Origin of the sequence: Acidovorax sacchari, from assembly GCF_042847045.1 — a bacterium.
Lineage (GTDB): Bacteria > Pseudomonadota > Gammaproteobacteria > Burkholderiales > Burkholderiaceae_C > Paracidovorax > Paracidovorax sacchari.
Map to the genome: position 1 here is coordinate 3,589,351 of NZ_AP035783.1, position 20,919 is coordinate 3,610,269.

13 protein-coding genes are annotated in these 20,919 nt (G+C 71.3%); 12 read left to right on the forward strand and 1 reads right to left on the reverse strand.

All coding sequences use genetic code 11. From position 1 onward, the window contains the following. The first annotated feature begins 210 nt into the window (after window positions 1-210). From ACGHC0_RS16015 to ACGHC0_RS16025, 3 genes are read left to right on the forward strand one after another with little or no spacing between them, the layout of a single operon-like run. Window positions 211-1,557 carry an efflux RND transporter periplasmic adaptor subunit gene (locus tag ACGHC0_RS16015; protein ID WP_415266121.1) on the forward strand — a complete coding sequence of 449 codons (1,347 nt, stop codon included), beginning with the start codon at window positions 211-213 and terminating at the stop codon, window positions 1,555-1,557. Between the two features lie 15 nt (window positions 1,558-1,572). After that, complete coding sequence (locus ACGHC0_RS16020) at window positions 1,573-4,782, forward strand: efflux RND transporter permease subunit (RefSeq protein WP_415266122.1); 3,210 nt, start codon at window positions 1,573-1,575, stop codon at window positions 4,780-4,782. After that, window positions 4,779-6,341 (forward strand): TolC family protein, encoded by a 1,563-nt coding sequence (locus ACGHC0_RS16025; protein WP_415266123.1) that lies wholly within the window; start codon window positions 4,779-4,781, stop codon window positions 6,339-6,341. Before ACGHC0_RS16020 ends, ACGHC0_RS16025 begins: the two co-directional genes overlap by 4 nt. A 43-nt stretch (window positions 6,342-6,384) precedes the next feature. On the opposite strand, the gene ACGHC0_RS16030 is transcribed toward ACGHC0_RS16025, so the two are convergent. Further along, window positions 6,385-6,822: a GNAT family N-acetyltransferase gene (locus ACGHC0_RS16030; RefSeq protein ID WP_415266124.1), complete on the reverse strand. Its 438-nt coding sequence runs from the start codon at window positions 6,820-6,822 to the stop codon at window positions 6,385-6,387. A gap of 471 nt (window positions 6,823-7,293) precedes the next feature. Between ACGHC0_RS16030 and nirB the strand changes: the two genes are divergently transcribed. From nirB to ACGHC0_RS16075, 9 genes are all read left to right on the forward strand, one after another. Beyond that, window positions 7,294-9,765 carry a nitrite reductase large subunit NirB gene (gene nirB / locus ACGHC0_RS16035; RefSeq protein WP_415266125.1) on the forward strand — a complete coding sequence of 824 codons (2,472 nt, stop codon included), beginning with the start codon at window positions 7,294-7,296 and terminating at the stop codon, window positions 9,763-9,765. Window positions 9,766-9,821: 56 nt separating this feature from the next. Further along, window positions 9,822-10,205 (forward strand): nitrite reductase small subunit NirD, encoded by a 384-nt coding sequence (nirD, locus tag ACGHC0_RS16040; RefSeq protein ID WP_368351920.1) that lies wholly within the window; start codon window positions 9,822-9,824, stop codon window positions 10,203-10,205. A 748-nt stretch (window positions 10,206-10,953) separates the two neighbouring features. Then, the gene (locus tag ACGHC0_RS16045) at window positions 10,954-13,911 is read left to right on the forward strand and encodes a molybdopterin-dependent oxidoreductase (RefSeq protein ID WP_415266126.1); all 2,958 of its coding nucleotides are present in this window, start codon (window positions 10,954-10,956) and stop codon (window positions 13,909-13,911) included. 75 nt (window positions 13,912-13,986) lie between these two features. Further along, entirely contained in the window at window positions 13,987-14,913 is a 927-nt protein-coding gene (gene ybiB / locus ACGHC0_RS16050) for a DNA-binding protein YbiB (protein WP_368351922.1), read from the forward strand. After that, on the forward strand, window positions 14,910-15,770 hold the full coding sequence (gene cobA / locus ACGHC0_RS16055; protein WP_415266127.1) for a uroporphyrinogen-III C-methyltransferase: 861 nt from the start codon (window positions 14,910-14,912) through the stop codon (window positions 15,768-15,770). The genes ybiB and cobA overlap by 4 nt, the downstream gene beginning before the upstream one ends. A 54-nt stretch (window positions 15,771-15,824) precedes the next feature. Continuing rightward, a complete protein-coding gene (locus ACGHC0_RS16060; RefSeq protein WP_415266128.1) occupies window positions 15,825-16,538 on the forward strand; it encodes a type IV pili methyl-accepting chemotaxis transducer N-terminal domain-containing protein in 714 nt (237 codons plus the stop codon). Between the two features lie 120 nt (window positions 16,539-16,658). Then, window positions 16,659-17,171, forward strand: coding sequence for a sigma-70 family RNA polymerase sigma factor (locus tag ACGHC0_RS16065; protein ID WP_368351925.1), 513 nt, complete (start codon window positions 16,659-16,661; stop codon window positions 17,169-17,171). Continuing rightward, window positions 17,147-18,154: a FecR domain-containing protein gene (locus tag ACGHC0_RS16070; protein ID WP_415266129.1), complete on the forward strand. Its 1,008-nt coding sequence runs from the start codon at window positions 17,147-17,149 to the stop codon at window positions 18,152-18,154. The genes ACGHC0_RS16065 and ACGHC0_RS16070 overlap by 25 nt, the downstream gene beginning before the upstream one ends. A gap of 95 nt (window positions 18,155-18,249) precedes the next feature. Continuing rightward, window positions 18,250-20,790, forward strand: coding sequence for a TonB-dependent siderophore receptor (locus tag ACGHC0_RS16075; RefSeq protein WP_415266130.1), 2,541 nt, complete (start codon window positions 18,250-18,252; stop codon window positions 20,788-20,790). Window positions 20,791-20,919 lie beyond the last annotated feature (129 nt).

The window sequence follows — 20,919 nt, forward strand, 5'->3', positions numbered from 1 at the left end:
ATCTAGAGCAATCGCTTGATCCTGTCGCGCAGCCTTCACCATGCAAGCTGGTCGAAAGCCCTGCGCGCCAGGCACCAGGCACGGACATTGCACTGGCGGCAGCGCAAGCGAGGCCGCCCGGAAACGGAATGCGCTCACCCTGAAAGGCACGCTTCACAAGCCGTTTTCAATCGCCGGTGAGAATGCACGGCTCTCCCCGCAGCGCCTGCCATGAATCCCACGCCCTTCCGCTCCGCTCGCCGCCTTCCCGCTCCGCCCGATTCCGCTTGCCCGCCCCCGCCTGCATGGTGTGCCGACGCTCCCCATGCTGCCGCCGGCGGCGCCTGCCAGGCGCCCGGCTGCCGGGTCCGCACGCTGTGGCTCGGGCTGGGCCTCGGCGTGGCTGCAGCCCTGGCCGGCTGCTCGGACAAGGCACCGCCCCCCGCGCCGCGCGGCCCGGTGGAGGTCGGCGTGGTCACGCTGCAGCCCGAGCGCCAGTCCGTCACCACCGAACTGCCCGGCCGCACCAGTGCCTACCTCGTGGCGGAGATCCGGCCGCAGGTGGGCGGGATCGTGCAGAAGCGACTGTTCACGGAAGGCGCGGAGGTGAAGGCAGGCCAGGCCCTCTACCAACTCGACCCGGCGCCGCTGGAGGCGGCCCTCGCCAGTGCCGAGGCTTCGCTCAGCCGTGCCCAGGCCACCGCTGCATCCGCGGAGTCGAACGCGCGCCGCAACGCCGAGCTGGCGAAGATCGAGGCCGTGAGCCGGCAGGTGGCGGACGACAGCCAGGCGGCAGCGCAGCAGGCGCGCTCGGACGTGTCCGTGGCCCGCGCCGCGGTGGCCACCGCCCGCATCAACCTGGGCTACGCGCGCATCCAGTCGCCCATCTCCGGCCGCACGACGACATCCAGCGTCACGCCCGGCGCGCTGGTCACGGCGAACCAGACCACGGCCCTCACCACCGTCTCGCAGGTCGATCCGCTCTACGTGGATGTCACCCAGTCGAGCACCGACGTGCTGCGCTGGAAGACCGAACTGGCGCAGGGCCGCCTGCAGCGTGCCGGCGAGGGGCAGGCGCGCATGCGGCTCAAGCTCGAGGACGGCAGCACCTATGCCCACGCCGGCCGGCTGCAGTTCAGCGGCATCACGGTCAACCCCACGACCGGCGCGGTCACGCTGCGCGGCGTGGTGCCCAACCCGGACGGCCTGCTGATGCCAGGCATGTACGTGCGCGCGGTCCTGGAAACCGGCGTGAACGAGCAGGCCCTGCTCGTGCCCCAGCAGGGGGTGTCGCGCGACGCGGCGGGCAATGCCAGCGTATTGGTGGCCAGCGCGCAGGACAAGGTGGAACGCCGCAGCATCCAGGTGGGCGCGGCCGTGGGCAACCGCTGGGTGGCCACGGCGGGTCTCGCCGCCGGCGACCGCATCATCGTGGACGGCCTGCAGCGCATCCAGCCGGGCGACGCCATCCACGCCGTGGAGGTGAAGATCCCGCCGCAGGGCGCGGCAGCCGCTTCGGCCAGGGCCTCCGCGCCCTCGGCGCCGGCCTCCGCCCAGGCACCGGCGGCCTCGCGCTGACGCAGGAGCGCGCCCATGGCCCAGTTCTTCATCAACCGGCCCATCTTCGCGTGGGTGATCGCCATCGTCATCATGCTCGCGGGCGCGATGTCGATCCGCAACCTGCCGCTGGAGCAGTACCCGGACATCGCGCCGCCGCGGGTGTCCATCAGCGCCACCTACACCGGCGCCTCCGCCAAGACGGTGGAGGAATCGGTCACGCAGGTGATCGAGCAGCAGCTCAAGGGGCTGGACAACCTGATCTACATGGGCTCGACCAGCGATGCCTCGGGCAATTCGCGCACCACGCTCACCTTCAATGCCGGCACCAACATCGACGTGGCCCAGGTGCAGGTGCAGAACAAGCTGCAGCAGGCCATGTCGCGCCTGCCCCCGGCCGTGCAGAGCCGCGGCGTCACCGTCACCAAGGGCGGCAACGACTACCTGATGATCGTCACCTTCACCTCGCCGGACCCGTCGGTCACGCAGGTGGACATCGGCGACTACATCTCCAGCAACCTGGTGGACGTCATCAGCCGCATCGACGGCGTGGGCGACGTGGCCACGCTGGGCACGGGCTACGCCATGCGCGTGTGGATGGATCCGGCCAAGCTCGAGAAATACGCGCTCATGCCGTCCGACGTGGGCAGCGCGCTGAACGCGCAGAACGCGCAGGTCTCGGCCGGGCAGCTGGGCGCCCTGCCCGCCGTGGGCCAGCAGCAACTCAACGCCACCATCACCGCGCGCAGCAAGCTGCAGAGCCGCGAAGAGTTCGAGAACATCGTCCTGAAGGTCGCGACCGACGGATCGATCGTGCGACTGAAGGACGTGGCGCGCATCGAACTGGGCGCGGACAACCTCACCATCACCTCGCGCCTGAACGGCCAGCCCGGCGCAGGCATGGGCGTGGTGCTGGCCGACGGCGCCAACGCCATGGCCGTGGCCGAGGCGGTGAACGCCAAGGTCGCCGAGCTGCGGCCCTTCTTCCCCTACCAGCTCAAGCCCTTCACGAGCTACGACACCACCCCTTTCGTGGAAGCCTCCATCGAAGAGGTCATCAAGGCGCTGGTGGAGGCCATGGCGCTCGTGGTGCTGGTGATGTACCTCTTCCTGCAGAACTTCCGCGCCACGCTGATCCCGGCCATCGCCGTGCCGGTGGTGCTGCTGGGCACGTTCGGCGTGCTGTCGGCCGCGGGCTACTCCATCAACACCCTCACCATGTTCGGCATGGTGCTGGCCATCGGCCTGCTGGTGGACGACGCCATCGTGGTGGTGGAGAACGTCGAGCGCGTGATGAGCGAAGAGGGCCTGCCGCCGAAGGAAGCCACGCGCAAGTCCATGGCCGAGATCACACCGGCCCTGGTGGGCATCGCGCTCACGCTCTCGGCGGTGTTCATTCCCATGGCCTTCTTCGGCGGCTCCACGGGCGTGATCTACCGGCAGTTCTCCATCACCATCGTTTCGGCCATGGTGCTGTCGGTGCTGGTGGCCCTGACGCTCACGCCGGCCCTGTGCGCCACGCTGCTCAAGCCGATACCGAAGGGCACGCACAGCCCGCACGGCGGTGCGCCGCGGCGCGGGCCGCTGGGCTGGGTGGACCGCTTTTTCACGGGCTTCAACCACCGCTTCGACCGCACGGCCGACGGCTACCAGCGCGGCGTGGGCCGCATCGTGCGCCGGGGCGGCCGCATGATGCTGATCTACGCGCTCATCGTGGGCGGCATGGCGGTGCTGTTCATGCGCCTGCCCACCTCGTTCCTGCCCAACGAAGACCAGGGCGCGGTGCAGGTGCAGATCACGCTGCCGGCGGGCTCGTCCAACACGCGCCTGCAGGCCGTGATGGCCGAGGTGCAGAAGTACTTCGCGGCGCAGCCCGACGTGGTGAGCTTCAACTCCATCACCGGCGCCAACGGCGACCAGAGCTCCGCGCGCGGCTTCGTGCGGCTGAAGGACTGGAGCGAGCGCCCGCGGCCCGAGCAGAGCGCCGACGCGATCGCCCGCAAGGCCACGCGCGACCTGCGCCGGATCCGCGATGCGCGCATCTTCGTGGTGCTGCCGCCCGCCGTGCGCGGCCTGGGCGCCAATGCGGGCTTCAACTTCCAGCTCAAGGACCTGAACGGCCTGGGGCACGAGGCGCTGGTGGCGGCGCGCGACAAGGTGCTGCAGCTCGCGCGCGACCGCCACGAGGTCTCCAACCTGCGTGCCAACAACCCCGACGACACCTCCCAGCTGGGCGTGACCATCGACGACGCCAAGGCCGGCGCGCTGGGCCTGGCCACGGCCGACATCAACAGTACGCTCTCCAGCGCCATCGGCGGCACCTACGTGAACGACTTCCTGAACAAGGGCCGGGTCAAGCGGGTGTACATGCAGGGCGATGCGCCCTTCCGGATGCTGCCGCAGGACATCGGCCCCTGGACGGTGCGCAACAACCAGGGCCAGATGGTGCCGTTCTCGGCCTTCTCCAGCACCTACTGGACCTACGGCTCTCCCCAGCTGCAGCGCTACAACGGCAGTCCCAGCTACGAGTTCGTGGGCGATGCGGCCCCGGGCGTCAGCTCCGGCGCGGCCATGGGCGCGATCGACGAGATCATGAAGCAGATGCCCCCGGGCATCGGCTACGAATGGACGGGCGCCTCCTACCAGGAGAGGCTCTCCGGCTCGCAGGCGCCGCTGCTCTACGCGATCTCCATCCTGTTCGTGTTCCTGTGCCTGGCTGCGCTGTACGAGAGCTGGTCAGTGCCGTTCTCGGTGATCCTGGTGGTGCCCCTGGGCATCGTCGGGGCGCTGCTGGGCATAGGCATCCGCGGGATGTCGAACGACGTGTACTTCCAGGTGGGGTTGCTGACCACCGTGGGGCTGGCCTCCAAGAACGCGATCCTGATCGTGGAATTCGCCACGCAGCTGCAGGCGGCCGGACGCAGCGTGATCGACGCCACGCTGGAGGCGGTGCGGCTGCGGCTGCGGCCCATCCTCATGACCTCGCTGGCCTTCGGCTTCGGCGTGCTGCCGCTGGCCATCGGCACCGGCGCGGGCGCGGGGGGCCGCCAGGCCATCGGCACCGCGGTGCTGGGCGGCATGGTGGCGGCCACGGTGCTCGGCGTGTTCTTCGTTCCCGTGTTCTTCGTGCTGATCCGCGGCTTCTTCGCGCGGCGCGATGCGCGGGCCGAGACCACCGCCGCGCACCCGCCCGCGGGCACCGACGGCCCTCCGCCCCCCAGCCCTGCCCCCGGAGCCTCCGCATGACGCGCGCGCCCCTCGCCTCCCTCCTGCCCCGCCCGCGCTTCGCCGTCGGGGCGGCCCTGGCCGCCGCGCTGCTCGCCGCGGGCTGCACCAACCTCGCGCCGCCGTTCAGGAAGCCCGCGCTGCCCGTGCCGGAAGCGGTCGGCACCCCGTCCGCCCGCGGCACCGACAGCCTGACGGCGACAGGCGCGGTGGACGTCGGCCTGGGCCCCTGGGAGTCGTTCATCACGGAGCCGCGCCTGCGCGGCGTGATCGCGCAATCGCTCGAAGCCAACCGCGACCTGCGCATGGCGGTGCTGGCCATCGAGCGCGCCCGGGCCCAGTACGGCGTGAGCCGCGCGGACCTCTTTCCCACCGTGGCCGCCACGGGTGCGGGAACGCGGGCGCGCACGGCCGACGACCTGACCGCCGCCGGGCGCGCCAACACCACCGCCCAGTACAGCGCCCAGATCGGATTCACGAGCTACGAGATCGACTTCTTCGGCCGGATCCGCAACCTCAACGATGCCGCGCTGCAGGAGTTCCTGCGCGTCGGCGGCAACGCGCGCAGCGTGCGCCTGAGCCTGGTCGCCGACGTGGCCGGCGCCTGGCTCACCCTCGACGCCGACGCGCGCCGCCTGCTGCTCGCGCGCGAAACGCTGCGCACCCGGTCGCAGTCGCTCGCCCTGGCGCGGCGCAGCTACGAACAGGGCGCCACCTCGGGCCTCACGCTCACGCAGACGCAGACCACGGTCGATACGGCGCGTGCCGATCTCGCAAGCGCCGCCACCCAGCTCGCCAAGGACCGCAACGCGCTCCACCTGCTGGTGGGACGCCCCGTGGACGATGCCCTGCTGCCACCGGCGGCCGTGGAGGCGCTGGCGCTCCCCCCCGCCGAGACCGGGGCCGCCGCGCAGGGCGGCGACCGCGCCGGCAGCCCCGATCCGGCACGCTGGCAGCGGCCCACGGTGTCCGTGGCGCAGGCCCTGGCGATGCCCGCGGGCTCGCTGCCGTCCTCCACGCTGCTGCGGCGCCCTGACGTTCAGGCGGCCGAGCGCTCGCTGCGGGGCTCGTTCGCCAATATCGGCGCGGCGCGCGCCGCGTTCTTCCCCTCGATCACGCTCACCACCAGCGTGGGCACGGCGAGCAACGAACTGTCGGGGCTTTTCGGCGCGGGCAACGGCACCTGGAGCTTCGCGCCGCAGATCCGCCTGCCGATCTTCGACGGCGGACGCAACCAGGCCAACCTGCGGGTGGCCGAGGTCGCGCAGGAAACCGCCCTGGCGCAGTACGAGAAGACCGTGCAGACGGCCTTCCGCGAGGCGGCGGATGCGCTGGCCGAGCGCTCTACGCTGCAGGAGCGCCTGCAGGCGCAGCAATCCCTCGTGGACTCCAGCCAGCGTGCGCTCGACCTGACCCTCGCCCGGTGGCGGCTGGGCGCCGACAGCTATCTGGCCGTGCTGGATGCGCAGCGCTCGCTCTACACCGCGCAGCAGGGGCTGATCGGCGTGCAACTGGCCGACCAGTCCAACCGGGTCACGCTCTACAAGGTGCTCGGCGGCTGGGGCGACAGCGACGGCTGAGCCGCCGTGAGCGGCGCAGCTCAGGAAACGGCTGCGCGGGAGATCAGGCGTCGAGGGGCAGGAGCGTCACCTCCACCGCATCGTCCAGCCAGGCCATGGCGGGTTCGCCGGCCTCGTCGGCCACCCCCTGCCCGAAGAACTGCGAAGCGCAGAGCACCTCCACGTCGATGCCCTCGAGGCTGTGGCGGGCGATCACCGCGCCGATGCAGGCCGCGCGCGCCCGCTCCACGATGCCCCAGATGATGGCCGTGCCGGCAGCGCACTGCATGCCGGCGAGCAGCGCCTCGGACCGCGCCCCGTCGGCGGACTTGTCGGCCAGCCAGGGCAACTGCTCGGCCAGCAGGGGGTCGCAGAGCAGTACCTCCAGCAATTCGCGCGCCTTTCCTGCCTGCAGGGGCACGACGACGAAGCGCCCGGTATCGAAGCGCGGCGGGTGGGCAGGCAGCATGCCCATCCGGGCGGTGGCGTTCTGCAGGCTCATTGGAAGGCTCCTCTCCGGGAAATATCGATGCCCGGCAGCATTGCGGCCCCACACGGCGCCCGCACGTCTCGCACCGAAGCGCCGCGCAGGCATGCGAATGGCCTCATGCGGCCTGCCCGCATGCACCAGGGCGGGGCGGTGCACCGAAGCGGTTCACGCCTGCGGCAATTCCGCAATCGGTCGTTATCGGCTTCATAACGAAAACCATGCAATTTGCAGCAGCCCGGGCAGTAGATTCTCTGGACGCCCTCCCCACCCTCCCCGCACGGCGATGGTGCCCGCATCCTGGCACGCCCATTGCAAGAGGCTTCGCGTGGCCAAGGCTGGCCACGTGGTCCGTCCCTCCTGCAATGGCGCAGGCGGCGCGGACCCAGGACGAAGGCGTCCCCACCCGTGCGAGCGGCCCGCTGTTGCGGCGCATGCAGGGTGCGGACGCCTTTTTTGTTTTCCGAACCGCCCGTGGGGGTCACGATGAAGAAATCCAGATTGGTGATGGTGGGCAACGGCATGGCCGGCGTGCGCACGCTCGAGGAACTGCTGAAGATCGCGCCCGATCTGTACGAGATCACCGTCTTCGGCGCCGAACCGCACCCCAACTACAACCGCATCCTGCTGTCGCCCGTGCTCGCGGGCGAGCAGACGCTGGAAGAGATCGTCCTCAACGACTGGTCCTGGTATGAGGACAACGGCATCACGCTGCACGCGGGCTGCACCGTGCGCGAGGTGGACCGCACCCGGCGCATCGTGCACGGCACGGACGCCCAGGGCCGTACCATCGAGGCACCCTACGACCGGCTGATCCTCGCCACCGGCTCCAATCCGTTCATCCTGCCCATCCCCGGCAAGGACTTGCAGGGCGTGCTGGCCTATCGCGACATCGCCGACACGCAGGCCATGATCGACGCGGCCGCCACCTACCGCGACGCGGTCGTGATCGGCGGCGGACTGCTCGGCCTCGAGGCCGCCAATGGCCTCATGAAGCGCGGCATGCGCGTCACCGTGGTGCATGCGAGCGAATGGCTCATGGAGCGCCAGCTCGACGACGTGGCCGGCCGGATGCTGCAGAAATCCCTCGTGGAGCGCGGCATGGGCTTCCTCATGAAGGCACAGACCCGGGAACTGGTGGGCGATGCCTCGGGCCGCGTGGCCGCCGTGCGCTTCAAGGACGGCACGGAGGTGCCCGCCCAGCTCGTCGTCATGGCCGTGGGCATCCGCCCGAGCACGCAGCTCGCCGAGAGCATGCGCCTGCACGTGAACCGCGGCATCGTGGTGAGCGACACGCTGCAGACGGTGACCGATGCCCGCATCTACGCGGTGGGCGAATGCGCCGCGCACCGCGGCATCGCCTACGGCCTCGTGGCGCCGCTCTTCGAGCAGGGCAAGGTGCTGGCCAACCACCTGGCCGAGTACGGCATCGCGCGCTACCAGGGCTCGCTCACCTCCACCAAGCTCAAGGTGACGGGCATCGACCTGTTCTCCGCCGGCAACTTCCAGGGCGGTGACGGCACCGAGGAAATCGTGATGAGCGATCCCTTCGGCGGCGTGTACAAGAAGCTGGTGATCCGCGACGACCAACTCGTGGGCGCCTGCCTCTACGGCGACACCGTGGACGGCAGCTGGTACTTCAAGCTGCTGCGCGAGGGCCGCTCCATCGGCGACATCCGCGACAAGCTGATGTTCGGCGAATCCCACCTCGGCGACACCGGCCACCAGGGCCAGAGCAAGGCGGCCGCCATGCAGGACGCCGACGAGGTCTGCGGCTGCAACGGCGTGACCAAGGGCGCGATCTGCAAGGCGATCAAGGACAAGGGCCTGTTCACGCTGGAAGACGTGCGCAAGCACACCAAGGCCAGCGCGAGCTGCGGCTCCTGCACCGGCCTCGTGGAGCAGATCATCATGTTCACAGCGGGCGGCGACTACTCCGCCACGCCGAAGACGAAGGCCGTCTGCGGCTGCACCGACCACGGCCACCAGGCCGTGCGCGACGCGATCCGTACCCACCGCCTGCTCACCATCCAGGACGTTTTCAGATTCCTGGAGTGGAAGACCCCCGACGGCTGCCCCACCTGCCGGCCCGCGGTGAATTACTACCTGATCAGCACCTGGCCCAAGGAGGCGAAGGACGACCCGCAGAGCCGCGCCATCAACGAGCGTTCGCACGCCAACATCCAGAAGGACGGAACGTACAGCGTGGTGCCGCGCATGTGGGGCGGCGAGACCACCGCCGGCGAACTGCGCCGCATCGCCGATGCCGTGGACAAATACAACATCCCCACCGTGAAGGTCACGGGCGGCCAGCGCATCGACCTGCTCGGCGTGAAGAAAGAAGACCTGGTCAATGTCTGGAAGGACATCGGCATGCCCAGCGGCCACGCCTATGCCAAGGCGCTGCGCACGGTGAAGACCTGCGTGGGCAGCGAATGGTGCCGCATGGGCACGCAGGACAGCACCCAGATGGGCAAGGACCTGGAGCGCGCGATGTGGCGCATGTACGCCCCGCACAAGGTCAAGTTCGCCGTGAGCGGCTGCCCCCGCAACTGCGCCGAGGCCGGCATCAAGGACGTGGGCATCATCGGCGTGGATTCCGGCTGGGAGATGTACATCGCCGGCAATGGCGGCATCAAGACCGAGGTCGCCCACTTCTTCACCAAGCTCAAGACCGCCGAGGAAGTGCTCGAGTACACGGGCGCCTTCTGCGAGCTCTACCGCCAGGAGGGCTGGTACCTGGAGCGCACCGTGCACTACGTGAACCGCGTGGGCCTGGACTACGTGAAGAAGCGCATCCTCGAGGACCATGAAGGCCGCCGCGCCCTCTGGGCCCAGCTGCAGTTCGCGCTCGACGGCGAGCCCGACCCCTGGTTCGAGTTCGACAAGGCCGCGGTGGACACCCGGCAGTTCGTCCCGCTGGCTCCTGCCGCAGCCGCGGTCGCGACCGCCCGTTGATCGTCGGCCGTCCCGATCCTTTCTTCCATTCCCACCAGACCCGCGAGAGGCCCCCGATGACCCAATGGACCCCCATCTGCCGCGTGGACGACATCCCCGTGCTCGGCGCGCGCCGCGTCGCCCGGCCGCACGGGCTCGATGTCGCGGTGTTCCGCAACGATGCCGGAGAAGTCTTCGCCCTCCTCGACCGCTGCCCGCACAAGGGCGGCCCGCTCTCGCAGGGCATCGTCTTCGGCCGCAGCGTCGCCTGCCCCCTGCACAACTGGAGCATCGGCCTGTGCGACGGACAGGCCGCCGCCCCGGACGAAGGCTGCACGCCGCGGTTCGCGGTGAAGGTGGAGGATGGGGAGGTGTACCTGGATGCGGCCGAGCTCGCGGGGCATGCGGTGGGGGAGACCAGGCCGGTGGCGGGGCCGGTGAGGCGGGGTGTGGCGGCTTAGGGCTTCGCACCCTGTCCCCGGTGGCGCCATGAGCCGTTGTGTTGAGTTTTCCTCCCGGAGCCGGGATGTCGCCCCGGCGGGCGAGTCACGTTCTTTCGCTTCGCCGAAAGAAAGTAACCAAAGAAAGGGCGACCCTGCTGGATGCGACCCCGTTCGCCCTTTGGGCGAACGGGGCAACCTGGGGTGCTCGGGGGTGGGGTGTGCCGTGGAACTCGCTGCGCGCACTCCGTGCGCTCCGCTCGGACAACCACGGCAAGTCAGTTCACGAAGCGGGCGTGTCCTTCGGCACGCCCGCCACCCCACCCCCTGCGCGCCCCAGGCGCATCCAGAAGGGGTGACCCGGGCCTTCGCTGCGCTCGGCCCCCAAGAAAAACGGTGCGCGGTGCGCAGCACTCGCGCACCAAAGGCCGAGCGAAGCAATGGCCCGTGTGCGGCACCCCGCCCTCGTGGCTGCGCCGAGGAGCGCAGGGCGCGGGGCGGGCAGGCGTGCCGCAGGACACGCCTGCTTCGTGATCTGACTCGCCGTGGTTGTCCGAGCGCAGCGCGCCAGCGCGAAGCGAGTTCCACGGCGCCGCCCCGCGACCGAGCACCACAGGCTGCCCCCTTCGCCCCTGCGGGGCGAAGGGGGACGCAGACACCAGGGCTCGCCTTTTCTTTGCCTACTTTCTTTTGGCGAAGCAAAAGAAAGTAGGTGCGCCGCCGGGCGCACATCCCGGCCCCGGGAAAAAACCCACCAGCAGCCCCCGCCATGCACACAAAAGAAACCCACTCCACCTGCCCCTACTGCGGCACCGGCTGCGGCGTCATCATCGAATCCAGCGGCGGCCGGATCACCGGCGTGCGCGGCGACCCCACCCATCCGGCCAATTTCGGCCGCCTCTGCACCAAGGGCTCCACGCTGCACCTCACCGCCACGCAGCCCGTCACCCTGCAGACCCGCCTGCTCACGCCGCTGCACCGCACCCGGCGCGGCCAGGTGCCCGATGCCATCGGCTGGGATGCCGCGCTGGACATGGCCGCCGGAAAGTTCGCGGACATCGTGCAGGCGCACGGCCCGGATGCGGTCGGGTTCTACGTGTCGGGCCAGTTGCTCACCGAGGACTACTACGTCTTCAACAAGCTGGCCAAGGGGCTGATCGGCACCAACAACATCGACACCAATTCCCGCCTGTGCATGAGCAGCGCCGTCGCGGGCTACAAGGCCACGCTGGGGGCGGACGCGCCGCCGGCCTGCTATGAAGACCTGGCGGTGGCGCAGTGCCTGTTCATCACGGGCAGCAACACGGCCTGGGCGCATCCCATCCTCTTCCGGCGCATCGAGGACGCACGGTCCGCGAACCCGGGCCTGAAGATCATCGTGGCCGACCCGCGCCGCACCGAGACGGCGGCGATGGCCGACCTGCACCTGCCCATCCTGCCCGGCACCGACGTCATGCTCTGCCACGGCATGCTGCACCTCATGCTCTGGGAGGGCTGGGTGGATGCCGGCTACATCGCGGCGCACACCACGGGCTTCGAGGCGCTCAAGGCCACCGTGCGCGACTGCACGCCCGCGCGGGTGGCCGCGGTCTGCGGCATCACCGAGGCGCAACTCACCACGGCCGCGCGCTGGTTCGCGCTGGGCGGGGCCGACGCGCCTGCCGCCGGCGCCCGCGCGCCCACGCTGAGCCTCTACTGCCAGGGCCTCAACCAGAGCAGCAGCGGCACGGACAAGAACGCCGCCCTCGTCAACCTGCACCTCGCCTGCGGCCAGATCGGGCGGCCCGGCGCGGGTCCCTTCTCGCTCACCGGCCAGCCCAACGCCATGGGCGGGCGGGAAGTGGGAGGGCTGGCCAACCTGCTCTCCGCCCACCGCGACTTGGCGAACCCCGCGCACCGCGCCGAGGTGGCCGCGCTCTGGGGCGTGCCCGAGGTGCCCGCCACGCCCGGCAGGACGGCGGTGGAGATGTTCCAGGCCGCCGCCGACGGGGAGATCCGCGCGCTGTGGATCGCCTGCACCAATCCCGCGCAGAGCCTGCCGGACCAGGCCACGGTGCGCCGCGCCCTGGAGCGCGCGGAGTTCGTCGTGGTGCAGGAGGCCTTCTCCACGACGGCCACCTGCGCCTATGCCGACCTGCTGCTGCCCGCCACCACCTGGGGCGAGAAGACCGGCACGGTCACCAACAGCGAGCGGCGCATCTCCCGGATGCGGCCGGCCGTGCCGGCGCCCGGGCAGTCCCGCCACGACTGGGTGATCGCGGTGGAGTTCGCGCGCCGGCTGCAGGCCCGGCTGGGCCCGCAAGGCGCCAGCCTGTTTCCCTACGACACCGGGTGCGCCGAGGCCGGGGCCGAGGCGATCTGGAACGAGCACCGCGAGACCACGCGCGGACGCGACCTGGACATCACCGGCCTGTCGTGGGCACTGATCGACATGCAGGGGCCGCAGCACTGGCCATTTCCGGAAGGGGCCGCGCAGGGCCGCGCCCGCCTCTACGAGGACGGGATCTTCCCCACGCCGGACGGCCGCGCGCGCTTCGCCGCTGCCCCCTGGAAACCCGTGGCGGAGCCCCGCAGCGCCCGCTATCCGTTCAGTCTCACCACCGGCCGCCTGCGCGACCAGTGGCACGGCATGAGCCGCACCGGCACCCTGGGCCGCCTCTTCGGCCATACGCCCGAACCCTGCGTGCAGTTGCACCCGCAGGACATGGAGCGCCGCCGGCTCGCCGAAGGCGACCTGGTGCGGGTGGAAAGCCGGCGGGGCGCGGTCATCGTGCCCGTGCAGGCCAGCACCGACGTGGGGCTCTCGCAGGCCTTCATCGCCATGCACTGGGGCGGCGAAATGCTCTGCGGCCACGCCGGCTTGCAGGACGGCACCGCAGGCGGCACGGACGCAGCACCGCCGCCTGCCCAGGGCGTGAACGCCGTCACCTCGCCCGCCTTCTGCCCCACCTCGAAGCAACCCGAGCTCAAGCATGCGGCCGTGCACATCGAGCGGGCCGCCCTGCCCTGGCGGCTCTACGGCATGGCCTGGCTGCCGGCGGATGAAGCCCTGGCCGTGCGCGCGCAGCTCGCCGGCCTGCTGGCCGGCTTTCCCTTCGCGGTCTGCGTGCCGTTCGGCAACAATGCGCCCCTGTCCGAGCCTGCGCGCGAGCGCCATGGGGTGCTTCTGCGGGCCGCCGGCACCGCACCCGCACCCGATGCGCTGCTGGCACGCATCGAGGACCTGCTCGGCCTGGGCGGCGCCGACATGCTCCGCTATGCCGACGCCCGGCGCGGCCAGCGGCGGGCCCTGCGGCTCGAGGACGCGCCCGCGGCGTCCGGCGGGCCCGGCATGGAGCCCGGCACCGGCACCACCGGTGACCGGGAACTGCGGCTGGGCGCCCTGCTGCTGGCCGGAGACACCAGCGCGGAGGCCTGGCTGCGCGGACTGCTGCAGGAAGAGCGGCCCGCGCAGGGCTACGGCCGCCGGCTGCTGTCGCCCGGCCTGCAGGCCCCGGACGGTGCCACGCCCGCCCCGCCGCGCAGCCGCCCCGTGTGCAGCTGCATGAACGTGAGCGACACGGCGATCGCAGCGCAGCTCGGCCAGTGCCAGGGTGGCGATGCCGAGCGGCTGGGCCAGCTGCAGGCGGCGCTGGGCTGCGGCACGCAGTGCGGCTCCTGCCTGCCGGAACTCCGCCGCATGGTGCGCGCCAGCACGGCCATGCCGGCCCCGGAGTCCTCCATATAACCGGAAGTTCTCTGAATTACGGGAGAATGCGCGTCCCCGCGGCATCCGCTCCACGAACAACCCATTTCCCCTCCCATGGGCAGCATCAGCCACTATCTCAAGGACCTCGGCCGCGGCGCGCGCGGCGCCCGCGCCATCGGCCGCGAACAGGCCGCCGATCTCTTCGGGCAGGTGCTCGACGGGCAGGTCACCGACTATGAAGTGGGCGCCTTCTGCATCGCCATGCGCATCAAGGGCGAAACCGCCGACGAGATGTGCGGCTTCCTCGACGCCACCCACGCCCGCCTCGCGCCCGTGCCCGCCGGCGACGTGCCCACCGTCGTGCTGCCCAGCTACAACGGCGCGCGCCGGCTGCCCGTGCTCACGCCGCTGCTCGCACTGCTGCTTGCCCGCGAGGGCCTGCCCGTGCTGCTGCACGGCATGCGCACCGAGGGGCGCCGCGTGCTCGCCAGCGACGTGCTGCAGGCCCTGGGCGTGGCGCCCATGGAGTCGCCCGAGGCCGTCGCGCCCGGCAGCGTCGCGCACGTCCGCACCGGCCTGCTCTGCCCGGGGCTCGCGCGGCTGCTGGCGGTGCGCGAGGTCGTCGGCCTGCGCAACCCGGGGCACAGCGTGGTCAAGCTCATGAACCCGGTACGCGGCCCGTCGCTGCTCGTCACCGCCTACACCCACCCCGAATACCTGGACATGCTGCACACCACTTTCGCCGCGCGCGGCATGGACGTGCTGCTGTCGCGCGGGCTGGAGGGCGAGGTCGCCGCCGACCCGCGCCGCACGCCCCGTTACGACGCCTTCGTGCGCGGCGCGCACCATGTCTGGGACGAGCAGCAGCCCGGGACCGCGACCGAGGTGCCCGGCCTGCCCGCGGACATCGATGTAGAGACCACCGCACGCTACACGCAGCAGGTGCTCGCGGGCGAGCTGCCCGTGCCCGCCCCGCTCTCCCGGCAGGTGGAACACATCTTGCGTCTTGCCCGCCAGAATCCCACGGAGACAGCCCCATGAACCGTTCCGTCCCTCCCTCGCAGACCGGCCCCACCGCACCGGCCCGCCCCTATGGCACCGCGCCGCGCGGCACCTGCACGCTCGTCGGCGCGGGACCGGGCGACCCCGAACTGCTCACCCTCAAGGCCCTCAAGGCCATCCAGGCCGCCACCGTCCTGCTGGTGGATGACCTCGTCAGCGACGAGATCGTCGCCCTCGCCGCGCCCGGTGCGCGCGTGGTGCATGTCGGCAAGCGCGGCGGCTGCAAGAGCACGCCGCAGGCCTTCATCGAGAAACTCATGGTGATGGCCGTGAACGAAGGCGAGAACGTGGTGCGGCTCAAGGGCGGCGATCCGTTCATCTTCGGGCGCGGCGGCGAAGAGGTCGAGCACCTGCGTGCTGCCGGCATCGAGGTCACGGTGGTCAACGGCATCACGGCCGGCCTCGCGGGCATGACCCTGCTCGGCACGCCGCTCACGCACCGCGAGCACGCCCACGGCGTGGTCTTCGTCACCGGCCATGCCAAGCCCGGCGACAGCGGCATCGACTGGCGCCAGCTCGCCGCCACGGCCCGCGCCGCGCGCCTGACGCTCGTGATCTACATGGGCGTGAGCAGCGCCGCGCACATCCAGGAAGAACTGCTCACCGGCCTGCCGGCCTGCACGCCCGTGGTCATCATCCAGCACGTGAGCCTGCCCTGCCAGCGCCACGCGCTCACCACGCTGGGCGAGCTGCACGCCACCATCGAGCGCGAACAGCTCGGCAGTCCCTCGGTCATCGTGGTGGGCGACGTGGCCGCCGGCGTGGCAGCCGCGGCGGGCGACGGCCTCGGCCAGCCCCTGCCGGTGGCGCCACCGCCGCTGCGGCACGCCGGCTGAAGGCGCCAGCGGCCGGCGCGAGAGTTCTCCATCGCACCACCCGAAGAGGTTTCCATGGCCGCCCTTCCGATCCCCGCAGCGCACTCCCCGAAGTCTTCCGCCCCGGGCACGGCCGGCGGGCCGCGCCAGGCCGGCAGCGGGGAGGCGGACATCTCCCTGGTGAACCTCGCCGCCCGCCAGCGCATGCTGTCGCAGCGCATCGTCCTGCAGACCGTCCTGGCCGTGCAGGGCGAGGCCGCCCAGGCCCGGGCGGCACGGCAGACGCTGCAGACCTTCGAATCCGCCCAGGCCCGGCTCCTGCAGACGCCGCGCCACCTGGACGCCGACTCCGCCCGCGAGGTGGAGGCCATCTACCACGGGCCGCGCGGCGTCGGCGCGACCATCGATGCGTTCGCGCGCCAGGCCCGCGCCACGCTGGACCTCGCCGAACAGGGCAGTGCCCGCGCAGCCGGCACGCTGGCGCCGCTGGTGGCCGCCACCGACGGCGTGCTGGAAGCACTCAACGCCGCCACCACCGTCTTCGACCAGATCCAGCGGCGGCAGTCCGAGGCCATGATGGGTGAGCTGTCGGGCATCGTCGCCTCCATCCAGACCGTCGCGCGCGAGGCCAAGGTGGTGAGCTTCAACGCCCAGGTCATGGCCGCCCGCGCCGCTGCCCATGGGCGTGAATTCGCCGTCGTGGCCAACGTGCTTTCGGGCATCACGGCGGAAATCGACCGGCTGTCGCTGCAGGCCGTCTCGCTCGCAGGGCGCGGGCAGCGGCCCTGAGAGGCGCGCACGCGCCAGGCCCCCGAAGACATGTATCCGAGCCGGACAGGCAGCGAAGACAAAGGTCTAAAATGAGAACAATTCCCATTTTTAACTATCGCCGCTCCCGCCGCCGCGCCCATGCCTGCCGCCCTGCATCCGTCCGCCGCCGCGGCCGTCGAAACGATCTACCGCTCGCACCATGGCTGGCTGCTGGGCTGGTTCCAGCGCCGGCTGGGCAACGCATCGCAATCGGCCGACTTGGCCCATGACACCTTCCTGCGGCTCATGGCGTCGCGCGATGTCGTGGCGCTGCGGGAGCCCCAGGCCTTCCTGCGCACTCTCGCGCACGGGGTGGTGGTCAACCACTGGCGCCGGCTCGACATCGAGCGCGCCTGGCTCGACGTGCTGGCCGCGCAACCCGGGCCGCTGGCGCCGTCGCCGGAAGAGCGGGCGCTGGTGCTGGAAACCCTGTGCCAGATCGACGCCATGCTGGACCGGCTCAACCCCCGCGCACGCAGCGCGTTCCTGCTGTCGCAGCTCGACGGGCTGACCTATGCGCAGATCGGCCGGCACCTGGGCGTGTCGGAACGCATGGTCAAGAAGTACATGGCCCAGGCGATGCTGCAATGCCTGCTGCTGGCGCAGCGATGAGCGAGGGGCTCGCCGACCAGCCCGCGTTCGAGGATCTGCAGCAGGCGGCCGACTGGTTCGCCGTGCTGCAAAGCGATCGCGTGAGCGAAGCCGATCGGTGCGACTGGCAGCGCTGGCTGGAGACCGGACCGCGGCAACGCGCCGCCTGGCGCCAGGTCGAGGCGATCGCCCGTGAATTCGCGGGCGCGGCGCATCCGATGGCGCGCCAGGTGCTGGAGCACCGCCCGGCCGTCTCCCGCAGCCGGCGCACCGTGCTGCGCGCGCTGGTAGCCGTGCCGGTGACGGGCGTGGCCGCCTGGATGGCATCGCGGCAGATGCCGTGGCACGCATGGACCGCTGCCTTGCGCACCGATACCGGAGAGCAGCGCTCCTGGGCGCTGGCCGACGGCAGCGAGCTCGTGCTGAACACCGCGAGCGCCGCGGACCTGGACTACTCCACGACCCTGCGGCGCATCGTGCTGCACCGGGGAGAACTGCTCATCACCTCGGGCCACGACCCGGCCTCGCCGCCGCGGCCGCTCGTGGTGGACGTGGCCCAAGGCCGCATCACGGCGCTGGGGACCCGCTTCGCCGTGCGCTACGAGGACGATGGAGCCGTGCGCGTCGCCGTGTTCGAGGGCGCCGTGCAGTTGCGCCCCGTGGATGGCGGCGACGGCCCGGTACTTGCTGCCGGCGAGCAGGCGCTGCTGCTGCGCGACCGCGTCGGGCCATCGGCCAGCGCCGCCGGCTACGCGGCGGACTGGCAGCGCGGCATGCTGGTGGCCGACGGCATGCGGCTGGGCGACTTCATCGCCGAGCTGGCGCGCTATCGCCGCGGGCACCTGGGTTGCGCGCCGGAGGTGGCCGACCTGAGGATCGTGGGTGCCTACCCCCTGGCCGACACCGACCGCATCCTCGAAGCCCTCCAGGCCACGCTTCCAGTCCAGGTGCGCCGTCCCATGCCGTGGTGGACGGTGGTCGAGGCGGGTACGCGCCCGCGCTGAAATTTTTTTGCGGGCAGGTTCCCGGACTGGTTCCCTTTCTGCCGGGTGGATTGGCATATCCGATGCCGATCCTTCCAATGAACCCGTACGCTGCCATGACCGCGAAAAGAACCTCGCCGACCTCCCCTTTTCTCTCGCTGCCGCTGCGCCGCCGCACCCCGGCGGGCACGCTGCACGCTGCCATGATGGCGGTGCCCCTCGCGGCCGCCATCGCCACCTCCCCGGTCCATGCACAGGCCGCGGCACCCGCGGCGCGGGACTACGCCATTCCTGCCGGGCCGCTGGGCACGGTGCTGAGCCAGTTCGCGGGACAGGCCGGCATCCTGCTGTCGTCCGATGCATCGGTGACGGCCGGCGTCGCCAGCCCCGGCGTGCGCGGCCGCCTGAGCGTGGAGGAAGGCCTGGCCGCCGCGCTGGCGGGCACGGGCCTGCAGGCGGCGCGCGGCGCGGGCGGCCTCTACACGCTGCAGCGCAGCGCCGCTGCGGCTGCGGCCCCCATGCCGGAGGTGCGCGTCGCAGCCCAGCGTGCCGGCACCCTGCCGCAGGTCGACGTGACGGCCGACGCGATCGAAGAGTCAGGCAAGGGCCCGGGCACCGGCTTCGTCGCGCGCCGCGCCACCGGGGGCACCAAGACCGACACGCCGCTGCTGGAGACGCCGCAATCCGTCTCGGTCGTCACGCGCGGCCAGATGGACGCACAGGGCGCGACCACGCTGGTCGAAAGCCTGCGCTACACGCCGGGCATCGTGGCCCAGTACGGCAACACCGACCTGCGCTACGACTGGCTCACGCTGCGCGGCTTCACGCCGCCGGCGCGCTACCTCGACAACCTGCGCCTGCCGTTCGGCGCGCGCGGCTATTCCCAGCCGCGCATCGAACCCTGGGGGCTGGAGCGCACCGAGGTGGTCAAGGGCCCGTCGTCGGTGCTCTACGGGCAGGCCACGCCCGGCGGGCTGGTCAACATGGTCAGCAAGCGGCCCACGGTGGCGCCGGTGCGCGAGGTCGAGGTGCAGGTGGGCAACCACGATCGCAGGCAGGCGGCGTTCGACTTCGGCGGCGCGCTGGACGCCGACGGGGTGCTGAGCTACCGACTGGTGGGATTGCGCCGCGAGGCCGATACATCGTACGACTACGTCTCGGAGAAGAAGACCTTCATCGCGCCCTCGCTCACCTTCCGCCCCAGCGATGCCACGCAGATCACCGTGCTGGGCCAGTGGCAGTCGCTGGATTCGCCGGGCGGCGGCGGTGCGCCGGCGCTGCCGGCCGCAGGCACGCTGGACACCAGCCGCTACGCCGCGCTGCCGACCAGCACCTTCGTCGGCGAGCCGGGCTTCGACCGCTACCAGAACCGCCAGCGTTTCATCGGCTACGAGGCGGAGCACCGTGTCAACGACAGCGTCGTGCTGCGGCAGAACCTGCGCTACGGCAAGGTGACGGCGGAGACCCGCCGCATCCAGGCCTTCTGCCTGAGCGCCTGCAATCCCGCGGCGCTTTCGCGCTACGCCTGGACGTTCCCGGAGCAGGCCGACCTGCTCACGGTCGACACGCAGGCCCAGATGGACTTCCGCGCCGGGCCGCTGGCGCACACCGTGCTGGCCGGCCTCGACTTCTCGAATGAGAAGGCGACGTACGACGAGAGCAACCTGCGGGTGCTGACCACTCCCTTCAACGCCTACCAACCCGTCTATGGCCTCGATTCCGGCGTGGTTCCCTCGGTCGGGACGCACATCGAGCAAAAGCGCCGGCAGGTCGGCGCCTATGTGCAGGACCAGGCGCGCTGGGACCGCTGGATCGCCGTGCTGGCCGGCCGCTACGACCGCGCCGAGACGGCCACCCGCACGCTCACGACGTCCACCGGCCGCACCGTGGCCACCGACCAGGACGACGGCAAGTTCACCGGACGCGCCGCGCTCATGGTCACGCTGGACAACGGCGTCGTGCCCTACGTGAGCTACTCCACCTCGTTCCAGCCGGCGGTCGGCACCGACCGCACGGGCGCGGTGTTCGATCCCACCACCGGCAGGCAGGCCGAGGTCGGCGTGAAGTTCCAGCCCGAAGGCTCCAAGGCCCTGCTGACCGCGGCCCTCTACGAACTGACGCAGCAGAACGTGCTTACCCCCGACCCGCTGAGCCGCTCGTTCAGCGAGCAGACCGGCGAGGTCCGCGTGCGCGGTCTGGAGCTGGAGGCGCGCGGCCCTGTGGCCCGCGGCCTGGAAGCCGTGGCGTCGTATGCCTACACGGACAGCCGCGTGACCCGGGCCAATCCGAATGCCGCAGGCGCCAGCACGCTGGGCAAGCGCTTCCCGTTCGTGCCGCAGCACCAGGCCGCGCTGTGGCTGGACTATGCGCTGCAGGGCGACGACTTCGCCGGCCTGTCGCTCGGTGCCGGCGTGCGCCACACCAGCGCCACCTTCGGCGATGCGGCCAACGTCTACCGCGTGCCCGGCGTCACCCTGGTGGATGCGGCCATCCGCTGGGATCTGGGGCGCCTGCAGCCGTCGCTCAAGGGCGTGCGGCTGGCACTCAACATCGCCAACCTGGGCAACAGGCGCTACGTGGCGTCGTGCCTGGCATCCGCGGGTTGCTACTACGGCGAGCGCCGGAGTGTCTACCTGACGGCACGCTACGGCTGGTGACGCGCACGCGGGCCGCGTCCTGCACCGTGCCCGGCGCAGGCCCTGCAGGCTGTCTCGCTCGCCCGCCGGCCACCGCCGGCGGGGAGCGTGGCGGCAGCCATCCAAACACCGTACAGCCCCTTACAACCG